This window comes from Isoptericola sp. NPDC057559 (genome assembly GCF_042801555.1).
In the GTDB taxonomy this organism is placed as follows: domain Bacteria; phylum Actinomycetota; class Actinomycetes; order Actinomycetales; family Cellulomonadaceae; genus Isoptericola.
This window is the reverse complement of sequence record NZ_JBHVFQ010000001.1, coordinates 70,607-95,356: the sequence shown is the minus strand read 5'-3', so window position 1 is coordinate 95,356 and position 24,750 is coordinate 70,607. Positions and strand designations below refer to the sequence as shown.

At 75.7% G+C, this 24,750-nt stretch carries 18 protein-coding genes; 15 read left to right on the top strand and 3 right to left on the bottom strand.

Annotated features, from left to right (window positions below):
• Positions 1–6 precede the first annotated feature (6 nt).
• The 11 genes from ACFU5J_RS00365 to ACFU5J_RS00315 all read left to right on the top strand — a co-directional run bounded on the left by ACFU5J_RS00365 (position 7) and on the right by ACFU5J_RS00315 (position 15,994).
• Positions 7–765 carry an SDR family NAD(P)-dependent oxidoreductase gene (locus ACFU5J_RS00365; protein ID WP_430573320.1) on the top strand — a complete coding sequence of 253 codons (759 nt, stop codon included), beginning with the start codon at positions 7–9 and terminating at the stop codon, positions 763–765.
• Positions 762–2,780 (top strand): heparinase II/III family protein, encoded by a 2,019-nt coding sequence (locus ACFU5J_RS00360; protein ID WP_430577431.1) that lies wholly within the window; start codon positions 762–764, stop codon positions 2,778–2,780. Before ACFU5J_RS00365 ends, ACFU5J_RS00360 begins: the two co-directional genes overlap by 4 nt.
• Complete coding sequence (locus tag ACFU5J_RS00355; protein WP_430577430.1) at positions 2,777–4,900, top strand: DUF4962 domain-containing protein; 2,124 nt, start codon at positions 2,777–2,779, stop codon at positions 4,898–4,900. Before ACFU5J_RS00360 ends, ACFU5J_RS00355 begins: the two co-directional genes overlap by 4 nt.
• Entirely contained in the window at positions 4,897–5,580 is a 684-nt protein-coding gene (locus ACFU5J_RS00350) for a DUF624 domain-containing protein (RefSeq protein ID WP_430573317.1), read from the top strand. Before ACFU5J_RS00355 ends, ACFU5J_RS00350 begins: the two co-directional genes overlap by 4 nt.
• Positions 5,577–6,935 carry a GDSL-type esterase/lipase family protein gene (locus tag ACFU5J_RS00345; RefSeq protein ID WP_430577429.1) on the top strand — a complete coding sequence of 453 codons (1,359 nt, stop codon included), beginning with the start codon at positions 5,577–5,579 and terminating at the stop codon, positions 6,933–6,935. Before ACFU5J_RS00350 ends, ACFU5J_RS00345 begins: the two co-directional genes overlap by 4 nt.
• A gap of 111 nt (positions 6,936–7,046) precedes the next feature.
• Positions 7,047–9,524: a polysaccharide lyase 8 family protein gene (locus ACFU5J_RS00340; RefSeq protein WP_430577428.1), complete on the top strand. Its 2,478-nt coding sequence runs from the start codon at positions 7,047–7,049 to the stop codon at positions 9,522–9,524.
• A gap of 28 nt (positions 9,525–9,552) precedes the next feature.
• Positions 9,553–11,130 carry a polysaccharide lyase 6 family protein gene (locus ACFU5J_RS00335; RefSeq protein WP_430577427.1) on the top strand — a complete coding sequence of 526 codons (1,578 nt, stop codon included), beginning with the start codon at positions 9,553–9,555 and terminating at the stop codon, positions 11,128–11,130.
• Positions 11,131–11,203: 73 nt separating this feature from the next.
• The gene (locus ACFU5J_RS00330) at positions 11,204–12,688 is read left to right on the top strand and encodes a polysaccharide lyase 6 family protein (protein WP_430577426.1); all 1,485 of its coding nucleotides are present in this window, start codon (positions 11,204–11,206) and stop codon (positions 12,686–12,688) included.
• Between the two features lie 57 nt (positions 12,689–12,745).
• Complete coding sequence (locus ACFU5J_RS00325; protein WP_430577425.1) at positions 12,746–13,726, top strand: acetylxylan esterase; 981 nt, start codon at positions 12,746–12,748, stop codon at positions 13,724–13,726.
• Positions 13,723–14,928, top strand: a complete 1,206-nt coding sequence (locus ACFU5J_RS00320) for an MFS transporter (RefSeq protein WP_430577424.1) — start codon at positions 13,723–13,725, stop codon at positions 14,926–14,928. The genes ACFU5J_RS00325 and ACFU5J_RS00320 overlap by 4 nt, the downstream gene beginning before the upstream one ends.
• A 31-nt stretch (positions 14,929–14,959) precedes the next feature.
• Positions 14,960–15,994, top strand: coding sequence for an NADP-dependent oxidoreductase (locus ACFU5J_RS00315; protein WP_430573311.1), 1,035 nt, complete (start codon positions 14,960–14,962; stop codon positions 15,992–15,994).
• A gap of 10 nt (positions 15,995–16,004) precedes the next feature.
• Here ACFU5J_RS00315 and ACFU5J_RS00310 read toward each other — a convergent pair whose 3' ends face one another.
• The 3 genes from ACFU5J_RS00310 to ACFU5J_RS00300 all read right to left on the bottom strand — a co-directional run bounded on the left by ACFU5J_RS00310 (position 16,005) and on the right by ACFU5J_RS00300 (position 18,718).
• Positions 16,005–16,781, bottom strand: a complete 777-nt coding sequence (locus ACFU5J_RS00310; protein WP_430577423.1) for a metallophosphoesterase family protein — start codon at positions 16,779–16,781, stop codon at positions 16,005–16,007.
• A 156-nt stretch (positions 16,782–16,937) separates the two neighbouring features.
• Positions 16,938–18,026: a Gfo/Idh/MocA family protein gene (locus ACFU5J_RS00305; protein WP_430577422.1), complete on the bottom strand. Its 1,089-nt coding sequence runs from the start codon at positions 18,024–18,026 to the stop codon at positions 16,938–16,940.
• Positions 18,011–18,718, bottom strand: coding sequence for a ThuA domain-containing protein (locus tag ACFU5J_RS00300; RefSeq protein ID WP_430577421.1), 708 nt, complete (start codon positions 18,716–18,718; stop codon positions 18,011–18,013). Before ACFU5J_RS00300 ends, ACFU5J_RS00305 begins: the two co-directional genes overlap by 16 nt.
• A gap of 151 nt (positions 18,719–18,869) precedes the next feature.
• Between ACFU5J_RS00300 and ACFU5J_RS00295 the strand changes: the two genes are divergently transcribed.
• The 4 genes from ACFU5J_RS00295 (at position 18,870) to ACFU5J_RS00280 (ending at position 24,735) form a co-directional block, all read left to right on the top strand.
• On the top strand, positions 18,870–19,889 hold the full coding sequence (locus ACFU5J_RS00295; protein WP_430577420.1) for a LacI family DNA-binding transcriptional regulator: 1,020 nt from the start codon (positions 18,870–18,872) through the stop codon (positions 19,887–19,889).
• A gap of 43 nt (positions 19,890–19,932) precedes the next feature.
• Entirely contained in the window at positions 19,933–20,598 is a 666-nt protein-coding gene (locus ACFU5J_RS00290; RefSeq protein WP_430573306.1) for a CatA-like O-acetyltransferase, read from the top strand.
• A gap of 138 nt (positions 20,599–20,736) precedes the next feature.
• On the top strand, positions 20,737–23,409 hold the full coding sequence (locus ACFU5J_RS00285; protein WP_430577752.1) for a phosphoenolpyruvate carboxylase: 2,673 nt from the start codon (positions 20,737–20,739) through the stop codon (positions 23,407–23,409).
• Positions 23,410–23,559: 150 nt separating this feature from the next.
• Positions 23,560–24,735: a macrolide family glycosyltransferase gene (locus tag ACFU5J_RS00280; protein WP_430573305.1), complete on the top strand. Its 1,176-nt coding sequence runs from the start codon at positions 23,560–23,562 to the stop codon at positions 24,733–24,735.
• Positions 24,736–24,750: the final 15 nt, after the last annotated feature.

Sequence of the window (24,750 nt, the reverse complement as noted above, 5' to 3'; positions counted from 1 at the left end):
ATGGCGATGGACATGACGGACGCGAAGGTGCTCGTCACGGGCGCGGGGCACGGCATCGGGCGCGGCGTCGCGCTCGGCCTGGCCGCCGCGGGTGCGGACGTCGTGGTGCACTACGGCAGCTCGGCCGACGCGGCCGCGGCGACGGTGGCGGACATCGAGGCGCTCGGCCGCAAGGCGGTCGCGCTGCAGGCCGACGTCACCTCGACCGAGGACGTCGACCGGCTCGTCGCGGACGCCGTGGCCTTCCTCGGCGGGCTCGACGTGGTCGTGTGCAACGCGGGCCACCTCGTGGGCCGCGTGCCCGTCGCGGAGATGAGCGACGACCACTACGCGAAGGTGGTCGACGTGAACCTCGGCGCCACGTTCCGCACGACCCGGGCGGCGATCCCGCACCTGGTCGAGTCGGACCGGCCGCGGATCGTCGCGGTGTCGTCGCTGGCGGCGCACAACGGCGGCGGCCCCGGGTCGGTCGTGTACGCGGCGTCGAAGGCGGCCGTGCGCGGCTTCGTGAAGGGCCTGGCCAAGGAGCTCGGGCCGCAGGGCGTCACCGTCAACGCGGTGGCCCCCGGCTACATCGCCGACACGGCGTTCCACGGCACGTTCAGCACGGACGAGGCCCAGCAGAAGATGGTCGCGGGCACCCCGATCGGGCGCGCCGGCACCGTCGAGGACGTCGCTTCCGCGGTGCAGTACCTAGCCTCGCGGGAGGCGTCGTACATCACCGGCACCACGCTCGACATCGACGGGGGGACCTGGCCCCGATGACCTCCCTCGCCCCCGTCACCTCGGACACCACCTCGGACACCACCTCGGACGACGCCGACGTCGCGGCCGGCCTCCCGCGCGAGCGGGGCGGCTGGTGGCACGACCTCGTCTGCCCGACGCACGGCACGGAGCTCTCCCACGCGGGGGTGCCCGGGCCGGTGCCGCCCGCGGGCGGCGTGCGCTGCCCGCACGGCTGCGTCGTCGACACGGAGCTGGTGCGCGGCGCCTGGCTGGTGCTCAGCCACCAGGCGTGGGCGCGGCGGGCCCGGGTGCTGGCGCACCGCGCGGCCCGCACCGGGGACGAGGCGGCGCGGGCGGAGGCCGTGGCCCTGCTGGTGGGCTACGCCGACGTCTACGCCGAGGTCGCGGGCGGGGGCGAGCACGAGCGGGCGCAGGACTGGATGCTGCGCGGCCGGCTGTTCCACCAGGCGCTCACCGACGCCATCTGGGCGGTGTCCGTCGGGCACGCGGTCTGGTCCCTCGCGGAGGCCGACCCCGACCGGGCGGCGGACCTGGAGCCCGTGCTCGGGATGCTCGACGCGACCGCCGAGGCCGCTCGCGCCGCCCGTGCGCGGCTGGTGGCCGACGGGCGTTTCACGTCGAACTACACGGCGTGGCTGAACGCCGCCGGCCGGGTGTGCAGCCGTGCCGCCGCCCTCGTGCGCGGGGACCTCGCGGCGCCCGCCGTCGCCGCCGACGAGTGGCTGGCGGGGGAGCACGGGCAGCTCGCCCACGCGCTCGCGGCCAGCACCCGCGGGGGCTGGGAGTGGGAGGCCAGCACGTACTACCACGGGTTCGTCGTGCGGGCGTACCTGCTGTCGCTGCGCGGCACCGACCCCGCGGCGCTGCCCGCGGAGGCCCGCGACCGGCTCGTGGCGATGATCGACGTGCTCGCGGGCCTCGCGACCGACGGCGGCGTGCTGCCGTCGGTGCACGACGGCCCGTACGTGCGCCCGTCCCTCGCGCTGGAGTGGACGGAGCTGGCCGCGCTGGCGGACGGCTTCGTCGCCGACGCCGGTCTGGACGCGGTGGCGGCGCACGCCCGCACGGAGGCCGCCGCCGGCGACGGCGACGACGAGCCCGCGGACGGCCTCGAGGACGAGCTGCGAGCGACGGCCTGGTTCGCGGCCCCGCCGCTGACGGTCGAGCGGGCCCCGCGGCCCACCGTGAGCCTGGACGAGGAGGTGGGGATCGCCGTCCTGCGCGGCTCGGGCCTCCACGCCGTCCTCGACCACGGCCCGCACGGCGCGGCGCACGGCCACCACGACAAGCTCGCCCTCGCCCTGTTCGGGCGGAGCACCCCCTGGCAGCCCGACCCGGGCCAGGTGCCCTACGGCCACCCGGCGTGGCGGGCGCACTACGCGTCGGCGGCCGCGCACCCCGTGGTCCGCGTCGACGACGCCGACCCCGCCGAGGCGGCCGGCCGCCTGCTGGCCCGCACCGAGCGGTCGCTGACGGTCGAGGTCCGCGGCGACGCGACGTCCTGGTACGACGGCGCCCGCGCCGTGCGGCACGTGGTGCTCGGCGACGGCTACCTGCTCGACGTCGCGCACGCCCGCGCCGACCGGCCGCGCCGCCTGACGCTGGGGCTGCGCCCCGACGTGCCCCTCGGCGTCCGCGGGGACGGCGCCGACGTCGTGCGCACCGCGTGGCGCGGGGCGGAGGCGCTCGACGGCGTGCACACGGCGCGGGCGACCGGGCCCGCCGGGCCCGTGCCCGTCCGGGCGGTGGTGCGGCCCGGCCCCGGCCCGGCGGACGACCCGCAGCGCGAGCGCGCGCACGTGGACTGGGCGGCCGAGGCCGCGACGTCGGCGACCTGGGTGTCCGTGTTCCAGGCGGACGCCGAGGCGCGCGGCGGCGGCGCGGAGGTGACGGGCGTCGAGCTCGCCGGTGCCGAGGTGCGGGTGCACCGCGCGGACGGCGCGGTCGACGTCCACCCGCTGCCGGCGGAGCTGGTCGGCACGACGACGGACGGGACGACGGACGGGACGACGGACGAGGAGGCGACGGCATGACGGAGACGATCGCGCCGGCGCGGATGCTGCTGCTCGACGAGGACCGGCTGGCGGACCTGCGGTCCCGGCTCGACGGCGACCTGGCTCCGCAGTGGCGCCGGCTCGCGGAGCAGTGCGACCTGTACCGCCGCACGGAGCCGCCGGCCGAGCACCCGCTCGCGAGCATCACCTACCTGGGCCCGGCGGCCGCGAACCTCGCCCTGGCGTACCGGCTCACGGGCCAACGCCACTACCTCGAGGAGGCGTGGCGCTGGATCTCCGCGGCCGTCTCCTTCGACCACTGGGGCCGCGCCCACCTGCCCGACCACGACCTCGACGCCGGCTGGATCCTGCACGGCCTGTCCCTGGCGTACTCGTGGCTCGGCGACGACCTCGAGCCGGCGCGGCGCGAGGCCCTGCGCGCCAAGCTCGAGCTGCAGGGCGAGCGGCTGTACGACTTCGCCGTCGCGAGCGAGGGCGGCTGGTGGTCCAGCTCGTACTGGCAGAACCACCACTGGATCTGCCACACCGGCCTCGCCGCCGTCGGCTACGCGCTCGGCGTCCGGGCGTGGACGGAGCGGGCCAAGGAGGCGATGGGCACCGTCGTCGACGTGCTGCCCGCCGACGGCTCCGACATGGAGGGCGTCGTCTACTGGCGCTACGGCGTGCCGTGGCTCGCGACGTACCTCGACCTGCTGCAGGACGCCGAGGGCGTCGACTGGTGGGACCGGTGCCGCTTCCTGGCGCGCACCTTCTTCTACCGGCTGCACCAGGCGGCGCCCGGCTACGAGGAGATCGTCGACCACGGGGACTGCCACGACCGGCGCAGCGGGCACAGCGTGGCGCTGTACCGGATCCTCGCCGCGCGCTACCGGCTCGGCGAGGCGCAGTGGCTGGCCGACACCGTCGCGGACCGGTTCTTCTGGCGCGAGGCGTACGAGAGCGGCGTGAAGCCGGGCGTGCTGCCCGAGGCGTGGGCCGAGCTGCTCTGGTACGACGCGTCCGTGACGCCGGTCGACCCGGCCGGCACCGTCGCCCCGCAGGCGGCGTTCGAGGACCTCGGCCTGCTGGTGCACCGCACGTCGTGGGACGACGACGCCACGCTCGTGTCGTTCAAGTCCTCTCCCGGCGGCGGCCACACCGCGTGGGACACGTCGCGCCGGATCGACGCCGAGCGCGGCTGGGACACCCTCAGCGCCGGCCACCACCACCCGGATGCCGGGTCGTTCGTGCTCGCGTCGCGCGGGGCGTGGCTGCTGGTCGACGAGGGGTACTCCAACAAGAAGCGCGCCGGGCACCACAACCTCGTCCTCGTGGACGGGCACGGCTTCGCGGGGGAGGGCCGGTACCACGTCTACGCCGAGGCCCCGCCGGACCGCACCGCCGACATGGTCGACGTGCTCGCCGACGGCGGCTTCCTGCACGGCCGCGCCCGCACCGGGCGGATGTACCCGGCCGAGCTGGGCGTCCAGGCGCTGGAGCGCACGCTGGTCGTCATGCCGTCCGGGCGCACCGTCGTCGTCGACCGCGGCCGCGCCGCCGAGCCGCGCGAGTGGACCGTGCTGCTGCACGCCGACCAGCCGTCGGAGCCGGTCGGCCTCGACGTCCCCCCCGACGGGGCCGTGCGCCGCGTGCTGCGCAACGGCCGCGCGGGCGCGTGGATCACCACCCACGCGCTCACCACCGAGGCGGGCGGCACGCGCGCCGAGCAGGTCGTCACGGACGTGGAGGCGAACCCGACGTCGAGCACGCCGTCGCTGGTCGTGACCCGGCGGCTGCACACGCTGAGGGTCACGCCGCCCGCGTCGCGCGACCTGCTCGCCGTGACCGTCGTGGAGCCGTTCGACGCCTTCCGCCCCACGCCCCCCGCCGCCCGCCTCCTCCCGTCCACCACGGGGGTGGGGGTGGACCTGGGCGGGGGCGAGCGGGTCCACCTCGCCGGGCCGGACGGCGTGATCGACTCGGGCGGCGTGCGCGCCCGGGCGCGAGCGGTGCTGGTGGCCGGCGAGCGGGTCGCCGTCGTCGGGGCCACGCGGGTCGAGCGGGACGGCCGCACGCTGTTCGACCACACCGCGCTCGGCTCCGCCGTCCTCGACGACGACGAGGTCACCGCAGTCCTGCCCGCCGGGACCGGCCGATGACGACGGCCCCCGCCGCCCGGCCGGCCGCGCCCACGAGGCCCACGAGGCCCACGAGGCCCACCGGGCCCACGAGGCCCACGGCCGACCGGTCCCGTCGCTGGTCGCAGACGCTCATGGGCTGGCTGGAGTACCTGGCCCACCCCGTGGCGGCGGGCGCGGCGTTCGCGATCCTGTGCCTGGGGGTCGTCACGTGGCTGCCGGCGCTCGCCGCCGTCGGCCACGCCCTGCGCGCGTGGCGCTCGGACGGCGACGGGCGCACGTTCACCGGCGTGTTCCGGGCGTTCCGTGCGTACCTGCGGCCGCTGCTCGGGCACGCGGTCGCGTCCACCGCGGGGCTCGCCCTGCTGGCCGTCGACGTCGTCTTCCTCGTCGGGCGCACCGGGCCCGGCGCCCTCGTGCTCGTGACGCTCGCGATCGGCCTGCTGGTCGCGAGCGTGCCGTACCACCTGGCGCTCGCGGTGGTCGCCGCCGCCCGGCCGGCCGGATCGGTGCGGACCTGGGTGCCCGGCGCGCTCTGGTTCGCGTTCGCCTCGGTGCCGCGCGGCACCGCCCTGCTGAGCGCCGCCGTGGCGACGCCCGTGTTCTCGCTCGTGATCCCCGCGGGCCCCCTGCTGCTGTGCGCGAGCGTCCCCGTCCTGGTGGGGCTCGTGATCCTCGACCAGACGGAGGACGACGCATGACCGGCACCACCGCCCAGGTACTTCCCCGCCCGGGCGCCGTCGCCCGGCGCTCCCTGCTCACGGGGGCGCTCGCCACCACCGGGGCGCTGCTCCTCGCGCCGCGCGCCACCGCGCTCGCGGGGGCGGAGGCGCTGGCGGAGGCCGGCGCCGCCACGGGCAGGGCCAGGACGACGGCGTGGGTGCCGTCGTGGACCACCGCCCACACGCGCCCCACGGCGACCGACCCGCTGGTGCTCGGCGGCGTCACCGACCGCACGGTGCGCCACGTGCTGCGCCTCAGCGCGGGCAGCCGGGGCACCGGCGGCGGCCGCGGCCGCCCGGGCACGCTGCGGGTGCGGCTCGCCGGCACGTTCTCGGCCGCCCCGGTCCGGGTCGGCGCGGTGACCGTCGCGCGGCGGGCGCCCGGGCTCTCCGGGGCGGGCGCGGGCGTCGACCCCGCCACCGTCACGACCCTCACCTTCGGCGGCGAGCGGGGCGCGCTGCTCGCGGCGGGCGCGACGCTCGTCAGCGACCCGGCGTCCCTCGACGTGCCCGACGGCGGGGACCTCGTCGTGAGCGTGCACCTGCCCGGGCCCACCGGGGCGCTGAGCTTCCACCGCAACACCCACGCGACCGGGTACGTCGGCGCCGGCGACCTCACCGCCGACGCCGGGCCCGGCTTCGACGGCGCGGAGGTCACCAGGTCGGCCGTGCTGCTGGTGGGGGTGGACGTGGAGCGGCCGGGCGTGCCCGGCGTCGCCGTGCTGGGCGACTCGATCACGGAGGGCGTCGGCACCCCGGACGACGCCGACCTGCGGCTCACCGACCACCTCGCGCGCGGGCTCGCGGCCCGCGGCGGCGCCGTCGGCGTCGCGAACCTGGGCATCAGCGGCAACCGCGTGCTGCTCGACGACGAGCGCTTCGGCCCGAGCGGCCAGGCCCGCCTCGACCGGGACGCGCTGGCGCTGCCCGGCGTCGACACCCTGCTCGTGGTGCTCGGCGTCAACGACCTGCAGCAGCCGCCCAGCCAGACCGACCCGGCGGTGCTGCTGGCCGGCTACCGCCAGCTCGTGCTGCGCGCCCGCGACCGGGGGCTGCGCGTGGTCGGCACCACGATCACGCCGTTCGGCGGCTGGCAGCGCTGGACGCCGGCGCTCGAGGAGGAGCGCCGCGTGGTCAACGCGACGCTGCTGGCCGAGGCCGGCCGCGGCACGGGCGCCTTCGACGCCGTCGCCGACGTGGCGTCCGCGCTCGCCGACGCCGCGGACCCGGCGCGGCTCGCGCCCGCCTTCGACAGCGGCGACGGCCTGCACCCCACCCCCGCCGGTGCGGCGGCGATGGCCGCCGCCGTCACCCGCCGCGCCCTCCTGGGCTGACGACCCGCACCACCCACCGCGCACGACCGTTCCACCCTGCGTTCCACCCTGCGTTTCCACCCCACCTGCTCGACGACGAGAGGGACCGTGATGGACATCGACACCTTGAGCATGCCCGCAGACCGCCCGGGCGGGCTCACCGGCCCGAGCCGCCGCAGCGTGCTGCGCGGCCTCGGCGCGCTGGCCGGCGCCGCCGCGCTGGCCCCCGCGCTCAGCCTGCCCGCCCGGGCGACGCCCGCCTCGACCACCGCCGAGCTGGTGGAGCGCTGGTCGGTGCTGCAGACCGGCGGCCCCGGGCTCGACCTCACCGACGCGCACGTCAAGGCCGCCGTGAAGCGCGTCGACCGCGCGGCGACCACCGTCCTCACGACGCTGGACCGGTCCGCGGGGCGCACCGCGCTGTGGCCGGACCTGGCGGACTGGACCAGGTCCAACACCGTGACCACCACGTTCAAGCGCCTGCGCTCGATCGCCGTGGCGTGGGCGACGCCGGGCACCTCGGTGGCCGCCGACCCGGCCGTCGCGGCCGACGTCGCGGACGGCATCACCTGGATGCACGACCACGTCTACGGCCCCGGCATCCCGCGCTTCGACAACGACTGGGACTGGGAGATCGGCTCGGCGTCGGCGCTGGTGGACACGCTGGTCGTGCTGCGCGAGCACCTGGGCGACGCCCTCGCCCGCAGCACCGCCGCCATCGACCACTACACGCCCGACCCGAACCTGTGGCGCGCCGACCGGCAGATCGCGACGGGCGCCAACCGGGTGTGGATCGCGACGGTCGTGGCCGTCCGGGCGAGCCTCGACGGCGACGAGGTCGCGCTCGGCCGGGTGCGCGACGCGCTGAGCGACGTCGAGGGCGGCGGCGCGAACAGCGTGCTGGCCTTCGTGGACGGCGGCACCACCGAGGGCGAGGGCACCGGCGAGGGCTTCTTCCGCGACGGCTCGTTCCTGCAGCACTGGAAGCACCCGTACAACGGCGGCTACGGCAAGGAGCTGCTCGGCACGCTGTCGTCGCTGCTGCACCTGCTGGGCGACTCGCCGTGGCAGGTCACCGACCCGGAGCTGGCGAACGTCTACGCGTGGGTCACCGACGCCTTCGACCCCCTCATCGTGCGCGGCGACATGGCCGCGTCGGTGTGCGGGCGCGAGATCGCGCGCCCCAGCAAGCAGGGACACGTGGCGGCGCAGACCGTCATCGAGGGCACGCTGCGGCTCATCCCGTCCGCGCCGCAGGACCTGGCCGTGACGCTGACGTCGCTGGTGGCGCAGTGGATCACCGAGGACACCTACCGCGACTTCCTCGCCGCCACGACGCCCGCGTCCGTCGTCGCCGCGAACGCGCTGCTCGCCGCGGCCCCCACGCCGCGCGGCGCGCTCGTCGCGCACCGGCAGTACCCGGGGATGGACAAGATGATGCACCGCCGCCCGGGCTTCGCGGTGAGCGTCAGCGCGTACTCGAGCCGCGTCTACAACTACGAGTCCATCCAGAACGAGAACCTGCACGGCTGGCACCTGTCCGACGGCATGGTGCTGCTGTACACCGACGACCTCGGCCACTACAGCGAGGACTACTGGCCCACGGTCGACCCGTACCGCCTGCCGGGCACCACGGTCGACACGGCGCGGCTGGCAAACAGCGCGAACTTCCGCGAGACGAGCGACGCCGCCTGGGTGGGCGGGGCCGCGGTGCCCGGCGCGACGGTCGGCGCGTACGGGCAGGACCTGCGCGCCCGCGGCTCCGACCTGCGAGCCCTCAAGAGCTGGTTCCTCGTCGACGACGCCGTGGTCTGCGTCGGCTCCGGCATCACGGCGCCCGCGGCGGGCGGCGTCGAGACGGTCGTCGAGAACCGCAAGGTGCGCGACGGCGCCGCGCTCGTCGTCGACGGCGTCGCCCAGGGCCTCGGCAACGGCTGGTCCGCCACGCTCGACGACGTGCGCTGGTGCCACCTGTCCGGCACGGCGGGCTACGTGTTCCCCGGCGGCGCGCGGCTGCACGCCCTCCGCGAGGACCGCACGCACACCTGGCGCGAGATCAACGTCAAGTACGGCACGGACACCCCGGTGACCCGCCCGTACGTCACGGCGTGGCTCGACCACGGCGCCGCGCCCGCGGACGCCGCGTACGCCTACGTCATGCTCCCGGCGGCCGACGCCGCCGCCACCCGGGCGTTCGCGGAGGCCTGCGGCACCGCCCTCGGGCTGCGGATCATCGGGCAGGACGCGACCGTGCACGCGGTCGCCCTGGGCGGCACGGTCGCCGCCAACTTCTGGGCGCCCGCGTCGGTGCCCACGGGTGCCGGGGTGCCGGGGGAGGGCGGGTCGCTGCACGCGGACGGCCCCGCGTCCGTCGTCGTGCACGAGTCCGGTCCCGGCTCGGGGGGCACGGAGTGGACCCGGCCCACCACGGTCGCGCTGAGCGACCCCACGCAGACCCGGGCGCAGGTCGTCGTCGACCTCAACCGCGACGGGCTGCGGTTCGTGTCCGCCGACCCGGGCGTGACCGTCACCCGGCGCGGCGCGGGGTGGCGCATCGTCGCCACCACCGCCGGCCTGGCCGGCGCCACCGTCACCGCCTCGTTCGTCTGACCACGGCCCGACCCGACCTGGAGGAACCATGAAGACGAAGCACCTCGGGCTGCCCGTGGCCCTCAACCTGGCCCTCGCCCTCGGGCTGAGCTGCGGCGTGATCGGTGGCGCCGCGGCGCCCGCCGTCGCGGCCGACGTCCCGGCCCCGGTCGCGGCCGCCGGCGCCGGGACGACGGCGACGACGGCGACGACGGCGACGACGGCGACGACGGCGGGCTATCCGACCGACGACGCCCCCGACCCGGCGCCGCTGCGCACCGTGCCCGTGAGCACCAGCGCCGAGCTGGCCGCCGCGTTCAAGGCGGCCCTGCCCGGCGACCGCATCGTGCTGGCCGACGGCGAGTACACGATGGTGAAGCTGGCCGACAAGGCGGGCACCCCCGAGGCGCCCGTCGTCGTCGAGGCGGCGACCCTCGGAGGCGCGGTCGTGACGGCCGGCCAGCTGGAGGTCGCGCGGTCGAGCCACGTCGTCGTGCGCGGGCTGACCCTCCGGAACGCCACGACGCTCAAGATCACCGCGTCCACCCACGTCCGGTTCACCCGCAACGACGTCGCGCTGCGGTTCGAGCCGCCGGCCGACCCGACGTCGTCGCGGCACTGGCTGCAGATCTCGGGGGAGGGCAGCGGCCACCACCGCATCGACCACAACTCGTTCCACGACAAGACGCTGATGGGCAACTACGTCACCGTGTACGGCGGGGCCACGCAGATCTCCCAGCACGACCGGATCGACCACAACTACTTCGGCACGAGCCCGGCGCAGCCGGTGAACGGCGGCGAGGCGATCCGGCTCGGCGTCTCGGCGCTGTCGGACTCCAGCTCGTTCGCCGTCGTCGAGCAGAACCTGTTCGAGAACACGGACTCCGACCCGGAGATCGTCTCGATCAAGAGCGACGACAACACGGTGCGCCACAACACGGTGCGCCGGTCGGCGGGCGCGTTCGTCGCCAGGCGCGGGGACCGCAACGTGATCCAGGGCAACGTGTTCCTCGGCGAGGGCAAGCCCGGCACGGGCGGCGTGCGGCTGTACGGCGACGACCAGCTCGTGTTCGACAACTACTTCGAGGGCCTCCGCGGCTCCGGGTACACGGCGGCGCTGCAGATCGACGGCGGCGACGTGGACGGCTCCGGGGCGACGTCGGCCCACTGGCGGGTGCACCGCGCGACGGTCGTCCACAACACGTTCGTGGACAACGCGTCGACGATCGAGGTCGGCGCCAACTACCTCTACCCGCCCGTGGACTCGCTGGTCGCCGACAACCTCGTCGTCGGCTCGGCCGGCCCGCTGTTCGCCGAGCTCAAGCAGCCCGCCGGCGTCACGTACTCCGGCAACATCGCGTACCCGACGGGCGACGCGACCGTGGGTCTCGCCGTCGGGCCGCGCGAGATCCGCGTCGCCGACCCGCGTCTGGAGCGCGTCGACGGGCTGTGGCGCCTGCGTCCCGGCCCGGCCACGAACACCGCGATCGGCTCGTACCCGTTCCTCGTCGACGACGTCGACGGCCAGCCGCGCGACCGGCGGCCCGACGTCGGCGCCGACGAGGTGTCCGACGCGCCTGTCACGCGGACGCCCCTCGAGCGGTCCGACGTCGGCCCCGCCGCCTGATCCCTGCCCCGCCCGGCGTCCCACCCGACCGGCCCGCCCGTCCCACCCGACCGACCGCACTGGAGTGAGCACCATGAAGCACCGCCTCGCCCTGCCGCTCGGACTGTCCCTCGCCGTGACGCTCGTCGCGGCGCTCGCCGTGCCCGTCGCCGCGCCCTCGGGCGCGGCGGCGGCCACGGCCGCCGACCCGGAGCCGCTGCGCACCGTCCGGGTCTCCACCAGCGCCCAGCTCGCGGCCGCGTTCGCGGACGCGCTGCCGGGCGACCGCATCGTGCTGGCCGACGGCACGTACTCGATGGTCAAGCTCGCCGACAAGGCGGCGACCGCCGCGCACCCGATCGAGATCGAAGGCTCCACCCTGGGCGGCGCCGTCGTCACGGGCGGGCAGCTTGAGGTCGCCCGGTCCAGCCACGTCGTGGTGCGCGGCCTCGCCTGGCGCAACGCGAGCACGCTGAAGATCACCGACTCGACGAACGTGCGGTTCACGCGCAACGACCTCGCCCTGACGTTCCCGAAGCCCGCCGACCCGGCCTCGGCCCGGCACTGGCTGCAGATCTCCGGCGAGGGCAGCGGGTACCACCGCATCGACCACAACTCGTTCCACGACAAGACCGTGCTGGGCAACTACGTCACCGTGTACGGCGGGGCCACGCAGATCTCCCAGCACGACCGGATCGACCACAACTACTTCGGCACCAGCCCGGCCCAGCCCGAGAACGGCGGCGAGGCGATCCGGCTCGGCGTCTCGACGCTCTCGGACTCCAGCTCGTTCGCGACGGTCGAGAGCAACCTCTTCGAGGACTGCGACTCGGACGCCGAGATCGTCTCCCTCAAGAGCGACGACAACACCGTCCGCTACAACACGATCCGGTCGTCGGCGGGGGTCGTCAGCGCCCGGCGCGGGGACCGCAACGTCATCCAGGGCAACGTCTTCCTCGGGGAGGGGAAGGCGGGCACCGGCGGCGTGCGGCTCTACGGCGACGACCAGGTGGTCTACGACAACTACTTCGAGGGCCTCCGGGGCTCGGGGTTCACCGCCGCGCTGCAGATCGACGGCGGCGACGTGGACGGCTCGGGCTCCACGTCGGCGCACTGGCGCGTGCACCGGGCCACCGTCGTCCACAACACGTTCGTGGACAACACCTCCAGCATCGAGGTGGGCGCGAACTACACGTACCCGCCGGTGGACTCGGTCGTCGCGGACAACCTCGTGGTCGGGACCGCCGGGCCGCTGTTCGCCGAGCTCAAGCAGCCGGCGGGCATCACCTACGCGGGGAACATCGCCTGGCCGACGGGCAGCGCGACCGTCGGCATCACGGCGACCGCCGCGCAGGTGCGGGTCGCGAACCCGCTGCTGGTGAGCTCCGGCGGCCTGCGTCGGCTGAGCACCGGCAGCCCCGCGGTCGACGCCGCCACCGGGACGTACTCCTTCCTGAGCGACGACGTCGACGGCCAGGCGCGCGACTCCCGCCCGGACGTGGGCGCGGACGAGCTCTCCGCCGCCGCCGTCACCCGCCACCCGCTGACCACGGCCGACGTCGGCCCGGCGGCGCCCTGACCGCACCACCCGCCCGACCCGCACCACCCCACCCGCACGACACCCAGGAGCACCCGCATGGCCTTCTTCGACAAGCCCCTCGACGACCTGCGCGCCTACCGCCCGGAGCCCGAGGAGCCCGCGGACTTCGACGCGTTCTGGAAGCAGACGCTCGACGCCGCGGCGGCCGCCGCGACGGAGCCCGAGCAGGCGCCGTTCGACGCCGGGCTCGCGACCGTCGAGGTGCGGGACGTGACGTTCTCCGGGTGGGGCGGGCAGCCCGTCAAGGCGTGGCTGCTGCTGCCGCGCGAGCGCAGCGGGCCGCTGCCCGCCGTCGTCCAGTACATCGGGTACAACGGCGGGCGCGGCGTCCCGTGGGAGTGGCTCACGTGGTCCGCGGCGGGGTACGCGCACCTGATCATGGACAACCGCGGCCAGGGCGGCGGCGGCAAGACGACCGCCGACACCCCGGACGTCGCGCCCGAGGGGCACGGGTCGTCGTCGCCCGGCTTCCTCACCCGCGGCATCGAGGACCCGGCCAAGCACTACTACCGGCGCCTGATCACGGACGCCGTGCGCGCCGTCGACGCCGTCAAGGCGCTGCCCGAGATCGACCCGACCCGGGTCGCGGTGCTCGGCGGCAGCCAGGGCGGCGGGCTCGCGCTCGCCGTCGCCGGCCTTCGCGACGACCTCGCCGGGATGGTCGCCGACGTGCCGTTCCTCAGCCACTACCGGCGCGCGTCGCAGATCACCGACGAGGGCCCGTACGCGGAGATCGCGCGCTACCTCAAGGGTCACCGCTTCGAGGTCGAGGACGTGATGCGCACCCTGTCGTACTTCGACGCCACCAACTTCGCCGCGCGCGCCCGCTGCCCCGGCTGGTTCTCCGTCGCGCTCATGGACAAGATCTGCCCGCCGTCCACCGTGTTCGCGGCCTACCACCGCTACGGCGGGCCCGCGCAGATGGAGGTCTTCCCGTACAACGGGCACGAGGGCGGCGCGGCGTACGACATGCCGCGCAAGCTCGCGGCGCTCGCGGGGGTGCTCGGCCCCCGGTGACGCCCCCCGACGATGCCGCGGGGCGGACCCCGCCCCGCGGCGCCATGCTCGCCCTGTACGGCAACACGTTCGTCATGGCGACGGGCTTCTACGTGCTCGTGCCGCTGCTCGCCGTGCACCTGGCCGACGGGCTGGGCTTCGGCCTGGCGCTCGTCGGGCTCCTCGCGGGGATCCGCGCCGGCGCGCAGCAGGGCCTCCAGCTCCCTGCCGGCCTCCTCGCCGACCGGTGGGGCGTGCGGCGCACCATCGTGGCCGGCGTGCTCGTGCGGGCCGCCGGCTTCGGGGCGCTCGCCCTCGCCACGACGCCGGTGGCCGTCGGCGCGGCCGGGGTCGCCGTCGGGCTCGGCGGCGCCCTCTTCCACCCCGCCTCCTACGCCGCGTACGCGCGGCTCGGCGGCGCGCGGCCCGACGTCTTCGCGCGGCGCGAGGCGCTGAGCAACGCGGGGTTCGTCGTGGGGCCGCTGCTGGGCGGCCTGCTGGTGACCACCGGGTTCGACGTCGTGTGCTGGGTGGCCGCCGGCCTGTTCCTCGCGGCCGCCCCCCTCACCTGGTTCGGCCTCGGGCGGGCCGCCGAGCCCGGCGCCGTCCCCGACGCACCGCCCACCCCCGCTGCTCCGGGCGCCGCCGGCGGCGCGATGCGGCGCGAGGCGCGGCGCGCGCTCGTCGCGCTGTGCCTGCTCAACGCGGGCGCGTGGGCGATCTTCACGCAGCTCCAGCTCGTGGTGCCGCTGCGGCTGGACGCCGTGCTCGGCAGCAGCGTCGGCGTCGGTGCGGTCTACGCCGCGGCCGCCGTCCTCGTCCTGGTCCTCACGGTGCCCGTCACGCGACGGCTGCAGGCGCGCCTGCGGATGCCCGCCGTGCTCGCCCTCGGCGTCGCCGCGATGGGCGTCGGCATCGCCGTCCTCGGCGGCGGCCCGGGCGTCGTGTCCCTCGTCGCGGGGATGGTGGTGTTCACCCTCGGCCAGATGGTGTTCCAGCCGGCGATGAGCGCCGTGGTGGCCGCCGGGGCGCCCGCCTCGTCCGTCGCCACCCGATTCGGCGTCAACGGGCTGGCGCTCGCCGTCGGCGGCGTCGCCGGGTCGTCCGTGGTCGGCGCGCTGCTCGCCGGGCCGCTCGCGAGCGGAGGCTGGGCCTGGGCCGGCTTCGCCCTCGCCGGCGCGGGGGTGGCCGTCGGGTACGTGCGGATTCCCACCGGCGGGTGAGAATCGGGGCACGACGACGGAGGGACTGACGGTGCGGGGTTACGTGCTGCGACGCTACGGCCACCCGGGCGTGATGGAGCTGCGGGAGGTGCCGCGTCCGGCCGTACGGCCCGGCGAGGTGCTGGTCCGCGTGCGGGCGGCGGGTCTGAACCCGATCGACTTCAAGACGCGGGACGGCGGCCTGCGGGTGATCACCCGGCTCCGCCTGCCGCTGGTGGCGGGCAGCGAGCTGGCCGGTGAGGTGGTGGCCGTCGGCGCGGGCGTCACGCGGTTCGCGGTGGGGGACCGGGTGTTCGCCCGGGTCGACAAGCGGCGCCTCGGCGCGTTCGCCCCGTTCGCGGCCGTCGCCGAGGGCCTGGTCGCGGCGATGCCCGCCTCGCTCGGCTTCGTCGAGGCGGCGTCGCTGCCGCTCGCCGGGGTCACCGCGCTGCAGGCGCTGCGCGACGAGCTGAAGGTGGCGCCGGGGGACCGGGTGCTCGTCACGGGCGGCGCGGGCGGCGTCGGCACCCTCGCGATCCAGATCGGCCGCGCGCTGGGCGCGGAGGTGACGACCACGGCGTCCGCCCGCGGCGCCGGCCTGGTGCGCTCGCTCGGCGCCGAGCGCGTGATCGACTACCGCGACGAGCGGTTCGCCGACGTCCTGCGCGACTACGACGGCGTCCTCGACCTCACCGGCGGCCAGGACCTCAGCGACGCCTTCACGGTCGTCCGGCCCGGGCGGACGGTCGTCTCCGTGGCGGGCCTCCCGGACGCGACCACGGCACGTGTCGACCTGGACGCGGGCCCCCTCAAGGCGGCGCTCCTGTGGGCCGCGAGCTCCGCGATCCGCCGTCGGGCCCGGCACGCGGGCGTCCGCTACCGCTACCTGTTCATGCGCCCGAGCGGCGCGGACCTCGCCACGCTGGCCGACCTCGTCGACCGGGGCGAGGTCCGGCCCGTCGTCGACCGCACGTTCCCCCTCGCCGACATCGCCGCCGCGTTCGCCTACCTGGAGCGCGGCCGCGCCAAGGGCAAGGTCGTGGTCGAGCTGCCCGACGACGACGACGACGCCGAGGCTGCGGCGTAGCGGCGGCGGGTCAGGCGAGCCGCGCGACGAGGCAGGGCCCGCCCTCGTAGATGCCGCCGTCGACGGCGAGCGCGCGCCCGTCGGCGTAGGACAGCGGCTCGGTGACGTCCGTGTACGCACGGCCGAGCATCTCGGCGACGATGCTGTGGCCGTGCACGACCCGGTCGCCCCCGAGGTGGGCCAGCAGCTCGCGGGCGGCCTGCGGGCCGCCCTCCCCGCGGAAGGCCGCGCGGGAGGTGAGGCGTCGCCACGTCTCCCACCACACGTCCAGGTCGTCCGACGCCAGCCGGTCCCGCCCGGCGGCGACGAGGTCCTCGAGCGTCCGGCCCCAGTCGAGGTAGGCGAGGGTGTCGGAGTGCACCAGGAGCGCACCGGCGTCGTGCGCCGCCATCGGCAGCGCGCGGAGCCACCCCACGTGCTCGTCGGTGAGGCGCGCCTGGTCCGTGGCGAGGCCGCCGTTGCGCTCCCACGACCGGGCGAAGCTCCGCCCCGCGTCGCCCGGCCCGGGGACCGGCGCCTCCCCGAACATCCGCATCCCGAGGGCCAGCACCTCGTGGTTGCCCAGCAGCGCCCCGACGGCCCCCTCGGACTCGTCGACGAGCCGCCGGACGAGGTCGATGACGCCGACGCCGTCCGGCCCGCGGTCCAGGTAGTCCCCGAGGAACCAGAGCCGGGCGTCGAGGCCGGCCCACCGGCCGTCGGCGTCCGTGAGCCCCTCGGCGGCCAGGGCCTGCACCAGGACGTCGCGGTAGCCGTGCACGTCGCTGACCGCGTACACCTTCGTCATCTGTCCGTCGTTCCGTCCGTCGTCCTGCCGCAGGTCGGGCGGCCGCGTCGGGAGGCCGGCCACCGGGACCGGCCCGGGGGACCGGCCGCCGGGGACGACCCTAGCCGCGTGCCGTCGCGCCGCGGGCACGCCGCCCGACCGTGGACCGCCGCGCGGTCAGACGCGCGGCGCGTCCTGGAGCGGCACCGCGGCGGGGCGCTCGCAGGTGCTGGCGACGGCGACGGACGTCCCCTTGTCGGCGGCCGTGAGCAACGACGTCATGACGTCGAGCACGTGGAAGGCCAGGTCGCCGTTCGCCCGGGCGGTGGCGTCGGGCGGGGTGGCGGCGAGGTCGGCCAGCCCGTAGCCACGGCCGGCGTCGCGGTAGCCGGCGCTCGCGGGGAGCTCCTCCCACGCGCCGCCGAGGCGGTGCAGCTCGACGGTCCCGTCGAAGTTGTTGGGGTCCGGGACGACGAGCGACCCCTGGTCCCCGTGGACCTCGATGCGCGACGCGCGCGACGCCACGGTGTCGAAGCTCATGACGAGGGTCGACAGAGCGCCCGACTCGTGGCGCAGCACGCCCGTGACGTGGGTGTCGACGTCGACCGGCACCTGCTCGCCCGCGCGCGGCCCGGACCCGACGGTGCGGACGGAGCGGGGGCGGCTCGCGCTGCCCACCACGGACTCGACCGGGCCCAGCAGGGTGACCAGCGCCGTCACGTAGTACGGGCCCATGTCCAGCAGGGGGCCGCCGCCCGGCTGGTAGTAGAAGTCCGGGTTCGGGTGCCAGCGCTCGTGGCCGGGGGTCACCATCGTCGCCGTGGCGGCGACGGGCGTGCCGACCAGGCCGTCGTCCACCGCCTTCCGCGCCGTCTGCACCCCCGTGCCGAGCACGGTGTCCGGCGCGCACCCGACGCGCACGCCCGCGGCCCGGCCGGCCTCGACGATCGCGCGCGCCTCGTCGGTCGTGGCGGCGAGCGGCTTCTCGCCGTACACGTCCTTGCCCGCCGCGATCGCCCGGAGGGCGACGTCGGCGTGGGCGGCGGGGACCGTCAGGTTGAGCACGACGTCGACCTCGGGGTCGGTGACGAGCTCGTCGACGGCGAGGGCGCGGACGCCCTGCTCGGCGGCGACGGCGGCCGCGCGCGCGGCGTCGAGGTCCGCGACGGCGACGAGCCGCACCGCCTCGAGCCTCGCGATCGTGCCCAGGTACTGGGCGGAGATCGCCCCGACCCCGACGATGCCGATCCTCAGCGGCTGGCCCACAGGATGCCCCTCTCGATGATGGTGCGGACGTTCGGGTCGTCCACGACGTCCAGGCGGTGGCCGGGCGTGGAGACGAAGATGCGGCCCTCGCCCCACTGCCGCGTCCACACGGCGGGGCAGGTCACGGGCCGGTGCCACGGCTCGTGGTCGGGCGCCGCGATCGTGGTGGTGGCCAGGACGTCGTTGTACTCGTCGGTCAGCACCCAGTACTGCTCGGTGGTGAGCTCGAAGTCGGAGATCCCCGCGACGACCGGGTGGTCGGCCCTCTCGGGCACGATGTCGACGGTGTGGCGCACGAAGCAGTCGGTGCCGTCGCCCGGCAGCTCCTCCTTCGGCGCCTTGGCGGGATGGGTCGCGAACTGCCCGCCCACGAGGTGCAGGTAGTCCGAGCTGCTCCGGTACGAGTCGGCGATCCCGCCGTGCCACCCCGCCAGCCCGGTGCCGGCCCGGACGGCGGCGGTGAGGCCGCGCAGCTCGTCGGGGGCGATGGTGCTCATCGTGACGGTCTGGACGACGACGTCCACGTCGGCCATGTACGCGGCGTCGGCGTACACCGCCGTCTCGTCCTCGACCCGCACGTCGTAGCCGTGCCCGGCGAGGAACGGCAGGAACGAGTCGGTGGTCTCCACGGGCTGGTGCCCGTCCCACCCGCCCCGCACGACCAGGGCTCGTCGTTGCGTGAGGTCTGTCATGGGGCAACTCCTATGTTGCGCAACTCGGTGTCGGATCCTTGATGTGTCCGTCGAGTCTTCCATGGCGATATTGCTGCGACAAGGGGTGATCGCCGTGTCGATCTCCGTGAACTTGTTGCGCAACTTTGGTGCGGGTGGATACCGTCCACGTGTGTCCGACGACCGTCCCACCACGCTCGCCGACGTCGCCGCCGCCGCCGGCACCACCGTGCCCACCGTCTCCAAGGTGCTGCGAGGCCGCTCCGACGTCTCCGCCGCGACGCGGGCCCGCGTCATGGCCGCCGTCGACTCGCTCGGGTACCGCGGCCGGGCGGGCCGCGGCCTCGCACCGAGCGGGGACCGGCCGCCGCTGGTGGACCTCGTGCTCAGCGGGGTCGACGGCACCTGGGCGAACCGCGCCCTCAGCGGGGTCGAGGAGGCGGCCACCGCGGCGGGCCTCGACATCGTCGTCTCGGTGGCGCGCCGGCCCGACGACGCCTGGCTCACGCGCCTGCTCGCCCGCCACTCGCGGGGGGCGGTCATCGCGCTCGTCGACACCACGCGCGAGCAGCTCGCCACCCTCACCGCGGCGCGGGTGCCCGTCGTCCTGCTCGACCCGGTCACCCAGCCGCCCCGGACCGTCGCGAGCGTCGGCGCCACCAACTGGGCGGGCGGCCGGGCCGCCGCCGAGCACCTCCTCGGCCTCGGTCACCGCCGGCTCGCCGTCCTCGCGGGGCGGCGCACCCACCTGTACAGCCAGGCGCGGGTGGACGGGTTCCGCTCGGCCACGGCCGAGGCGGGCACCGACCCCGGGCCCACGGTCGAGCACGCCGACTGGTCGCGGGCGGGCGCCGCCGCCGCGGCCGCCGACCTCCTGGCCGGCCCGGACCGGCCGACCGCGGTCTTCGCGTGCTCCGACCGGATGGCCCTCGGGGTCTACGACGCCGCGGCCGCCGCCGGGCTCCGGGTACCCGAGGACGTGAGCATCGTCGGCTTCGACGACCTGCCGGAGAGCGAGTGGGTGCGGCCGGGGCTGACCTCCGTGCGCCAGCCGATCGCGCAGATGGGTGCGGCGGCGCTGCGGATGCTGCTGCGCCTCGGCGAGGAGGACCCGGCCGCGCCCACGGGGGACGCGCCGCGCGAGGAGCTCGCCACCACCCTCGTCGTGCGGGGGTCGACGACGGCTCCGTGAAAAAGCGCTCCCGGCGCGGGGGAGCGGCTGCGAGCATGACCGCATGGACACCCCTGCCCCCGTCGAGGCCGTCCCCGTCGACCTGGCGACGTGGCCGCGCCGGCAGCACTTCGAGCACTACCGGGCGTCGCCGTGCACGTACGCGATGACGGTGGAGGTGGACGTCACGGCGTTCGCCGAGGAGCTGCGCACGTCGTCGCGCAAGACGTACGTGGCGCAGGTCTGGGCGCTCGCGACCGTCGTCAACCGGCACCAGGAGCTCCGGATGTGCCTCACCGCCGACGGCGCCCCCGCCGCCTGGCCGGTGGTGCACCCGGCGTTCACCGTGTTCAACGCCACGCGCGAGACATTCGCGTGCGTGTGGGCGCCCTACGACCCGGACTTCGGGGCGTTCCACGACGTCGCGGCGGCGCTCCTGGCCGAGCACTCCCGGGCCACCGACTTCTTCCCGCAGGGCGCGCCGCCGCCGAACGCGTTCGACGTCTCCAGCCTGCCGTGGGCGTCGTTCACCGGGTTCACGCTGAACATCCGCGACGCCTGGGGCCACCTGGCGCCGATCTTCACCCTCGGCCGGTACGTGGAGCGGGACGGCCGGGTGCTGCTGCCGCTCGCCGTCCAGATCCACCACGCCGCCGCCGACGGCTTCCACACGGCGCGGCTCGTCACCGAGCTCCAGGAGCTGTTCGCCGACCCGTCCTGGGTGGCCTGAGTCACTCCACGGGGCCCGGCACAGGGTCACCAGCCGGACGCCCAGGCGCCCGGACGGCGAGACGGCTTACCCTCTAGTCCCGTGAGCGAGAACCTGGGATCCACCGGCTCGATCGAACGTGTGGTGGCACGCCACGAGATGCCCGACCCTCTGCGCGACGACATCCGCCTCCTCGGCGGACTGCTCGGCACCGTGCTCAAGGAGGCCGGCGGTCAGGGCCTGCTCGACGACGTCGAGAAGCTGCGCGGCCTGACGATCCGCGCCTACGGGGCGGACGACGGCGGCGCGACCCTGGCCGAGGCCGCCGACGTCGTGGCCGGCTTCACGCCGGAGCGCGCCGAGCAGGTCGCGCGGGCCTTCACGTGCTACTTCCACCTGGCGAACCTCGCGGAGGAGTTCCACCGCGTCCGCGTGCTGCGGGCCCGCGAGTCTGACGCCGCGGGGAACGTCGTCATCGAGGACTCCTTGCCGCAGGCCTTCACGCAGCTCGCGGAGGAGGTGGGCCGGGACGAGGCGCTGCGCCGCCTCGGCGAGATCGAGTTCCGCCCCGTCCTCACCGCGCACCCGACCGAGGCCCGACGCCGCGCCGTCTCCGGCGCCGTTCGCCGCATCTCCGGCCTCGTCGCCGACCGCGACACCATGCGGCCCGGCGGCACCACGCTCGCCGAGAACGAGCGCCGCCTGCTCGCCGAGATCGACACCATGTGGCGCACGTCGCCCATCCGCGCGCACAAGCCGTCGGTGCTCGACGAGGTGAAGACCGCGATGGGCGTCTTCGACGCCACCATGTTCACCACCTTCCCCGAGGTGTACCGCCGCCTGGACGACTGGCTGCTGGACGGCGAGGCGGGCAGCGTCCCGCCCGTCGCCCGCCCGTTCGTCCACCTCGGCTCCTGGATCGGCGGCGACCGCGACGGCAACCCGAACGTCACCGCCGAGGTCACCCGCCAGGCCGCGACCCTCGCCGCCGAGCACGCGCTCGGCGCGCTCGAGAAGGCCACCGTCGAGACCGGGCGCAAGCTCACGCTCGACGAGGACGGCACCCCGGCGTCGGCCGACCTCAAGGCGCTCTGGCAGCGGATGCGCCAGCTCTCCGACGAGCTCGTCTCCCGTGCCGCCGCCGACTCGCCGAACGAGCCGCACCGCGCCGCCGTCCTCGCCGTCGCCGGCCGCGTCTCCGCGACCCGCCGCCGCGACGCCGACCTCGCCTACCGGGACCCGGAGGAGCTCGTCGCCGACCTCGAGGTCGTGCAGCGCTCCCTCGTCGAGGCCGGCGCCCCCCGCGCCGCGTACGGCGACCTGCAGAAGCTCGTGTGGCAGGTGCAGACCTTCGGGTTCCACCTCGCCGAGCTCGAGGTCCGCCAGCACTCGCAGGTGCACGCCGCCGCCCTCGCCGAGATCGACGAGAAGGGCATCCACGGCGAGCTCTCCGAGCGCACCGTCGAGGTGCTCGACACCTACCGCGCCCTCGGCGCGGTGCAGAAGCGGTTCGGCATCCGCGCCGCCCGCCGCTACATCGTGTCCTTCACGCAGGCGCCCGAGCACCTGGCCGCCGTCTACCGGCTCGCCGCGCTGGCGTTCGAGGGCTCCGACGACGCTCCGGTCGTCGACGCCGTCCCGCTGTTCGAGACCTTCGACGACCTCGAGAACTCCGTCGACATCCTCGAGGCGATGCTGGAGTTCCCCGAGGTGCAGCGCCGCCTCGCGGAGAACGGCCGTCGCGTCGAGGTCATGCTCGGCTACTCCGACTCCTCCAAGGACGTCGGCCCCGTCGCCGCGACCCTCGCCCTGCACAAGGCGCAGTCGCGGATCGCCGAGTGGGCGCAGCGCCACGACATCACGCTCACCCAGTTCCACGGCCGCGGCGGGTCCCTCGGCCGCGGCGGCGGCCCGGCCAACCGCGCCGTCCTCGCGCAGCCGCCGCACTCCGTGGACGGCCGGTTCAAGCTCACCGAGCAGGGCGAGGTCATCCTCGCCCGCTACGGCGACCCGACGATCGCCGCCCGCCACATCGAGCAGGTCGCCGCGGCCACGCTCCTCGCGTCCGCGCCGACCGTCGAGAAGCGCAACGCCGAGGCCCGGGAGCGGTTCGCGCCGCTGGCCGACGCCCTCGACGTGTCGTCGCGCGCCGCCTTCCACGGCCTGGTGAAGTCCGACGGCTTCCCGCAGTGGTTCTCGCAGGTGACGCCGCTGGAGGAGGTCGGCCTGCTGCCGATCGGCTCCCGCCCCGCCAAGCGCGGCCTGTCGGTCAACTCGCTCGACGACCTGCGCGCCATCCCGTGGGTGTTCTCCTGGTCGCAGGCGCGCATCAACCTCGCCGGCTGGTTCGGCCTCGGCACGGCGCTCCAGGCGCGCGGCGCCGAGGAGGGCGGCCTCGAGGAGCTGCAGGCCGCCTACCGCGACTGGCCCCTGTTCACCACGCTGCTCGACACCGTCGAGATGGGTCTCGCCAAGACGCAGGAGGACATCGCCGCGCAGTACCTCGCGCTCGGCGACCGCGACGACCTCGCGGAGCTCGTCCTCGGCGAGCTCCGCCTCACCCGCGAGTGGGTGCTCCGCGTCACCGGCAACGAGTGGCCCCTCGCCAACCGCCGCGTCCTCGGCCGCGCCGTCCAGCTGCGCTCCCCGTACGTCGACGCCCTCTCCCTGCTCCAGGTCCGCGCCCTGCGCGCGCTGCGCAGCAAGGGCGTCAGCGAAGGGCTCACCGTGGACGACGGCGAGTGGGTGGACGGCGGCCACAAGGACCGCTGGCAGCACCTGCTGCTGCTCACCGTGAACGGCGTCTCCGCAGGCCTGCAGAACACGGGCTGACCCGCGCCGTCGCCGGTCGAGCCTGTCGACAACCCGGCACCGGGCTCGACAGGCTCGACCGACGGAGACGTCGGGAAATGCGCTGGCACGACCGTCCGTGCCTGGTCACGATGGGCAGCACGCCCCCCACTGACCTGGAGTGATCAGCGCATGTCTCGTCGTCCTGCCCACATCGCGATGGTCGGCGTGCCCGCCGTCAGCCACGTCCTGCCGAGCCTGGAGGTCGTCCGCGAGCTCGTCGCGCGCGGGCACCGGGTGACGTACGCGAACGACGCCCCGGTGGCCGACCTCATCGTGGCCACGGGCGCAGAGCTGGTGCCCGTCACGTCCACGCTGCCGGTCGCCGACAACGACTGGCCCGAGGACGCCATCGGTGCGATGGAGACGTTCCTCGACGACCAGATCCAGGTGCTGCCGCAGCTGCGCGCCTTCTACGACGACGACCCGGCGGACCTCTACCTGTACGACATCGGCGGCTACTCGGCGCGGGCGCTGGGTGAGTCCCAGGGGCGGCCCGTGATCCAGGTGTCGCCCACGTTCGTCGCGTGGGACGGCTACGCCGAGGAGGTCGTGGCGCCGCTGTGGCAGCTCCCCGGCGCCGACGCGTACCGGGAGAAGTTCGCCCGCTGGCTCGCGACGAACGGGGCCACGACCACGGACGTCGACGCCTTCCCGGGCGCGCCCGGCACGGTGCTGGCGACGATTCCGAAGGCGATGCAGCCGCAGGCCGACCGCGTCGACACCGATGTGGCGACGTTCGTCGGTCCGTGCTTCGACATCCGCGGTGACGGCGGCAGGTGGAGCCGGCCGACAGGCGCGGAGAGGGTGCTGCTGATCTCCCTCGGCTCGGCGTACACGCGGCAGCCGGAGTTCTACCGCCGGTGCCTCGCGGCGTTCGGCGACCTGCCCGGCTGGCACGTCGTGCTGCAGGTCGGGAAGCACGTCGACCCCGGTGAGCTCGGCGAGCTCCCGTCGAACGTCGAGGTGCACGCCTGGGTGCCGCAGCGGGCGATCCTGGAGCAGGCCGACGCCTTCGTGACCCACGCCGGGATGGGCGGGAGCAGCGAGGGGCTGCTCGCCGGGGTGCCGATGATCGCGGTGCCGCAGGCCGTCGACCAGTTCATGAACGCGGACCGGCTGGTGGAGCTCGGCGTCGCGCGCCGCCTCAGCTCCGCCGACTCCACCGCCGCTGAGCTGCGTGCGGCGCTGCTCGAGCTCGCCTCCGACCCCGACGTCGCGCGCCGCTCGGCCGCGCTGCAGGCCGCCGCGCGGGCGGAGGGCGGCACCCGACGGGCGGCCGACCTCGTCGAGGCCGCGCTGGGCTGAGGCGCGGCTACGCTG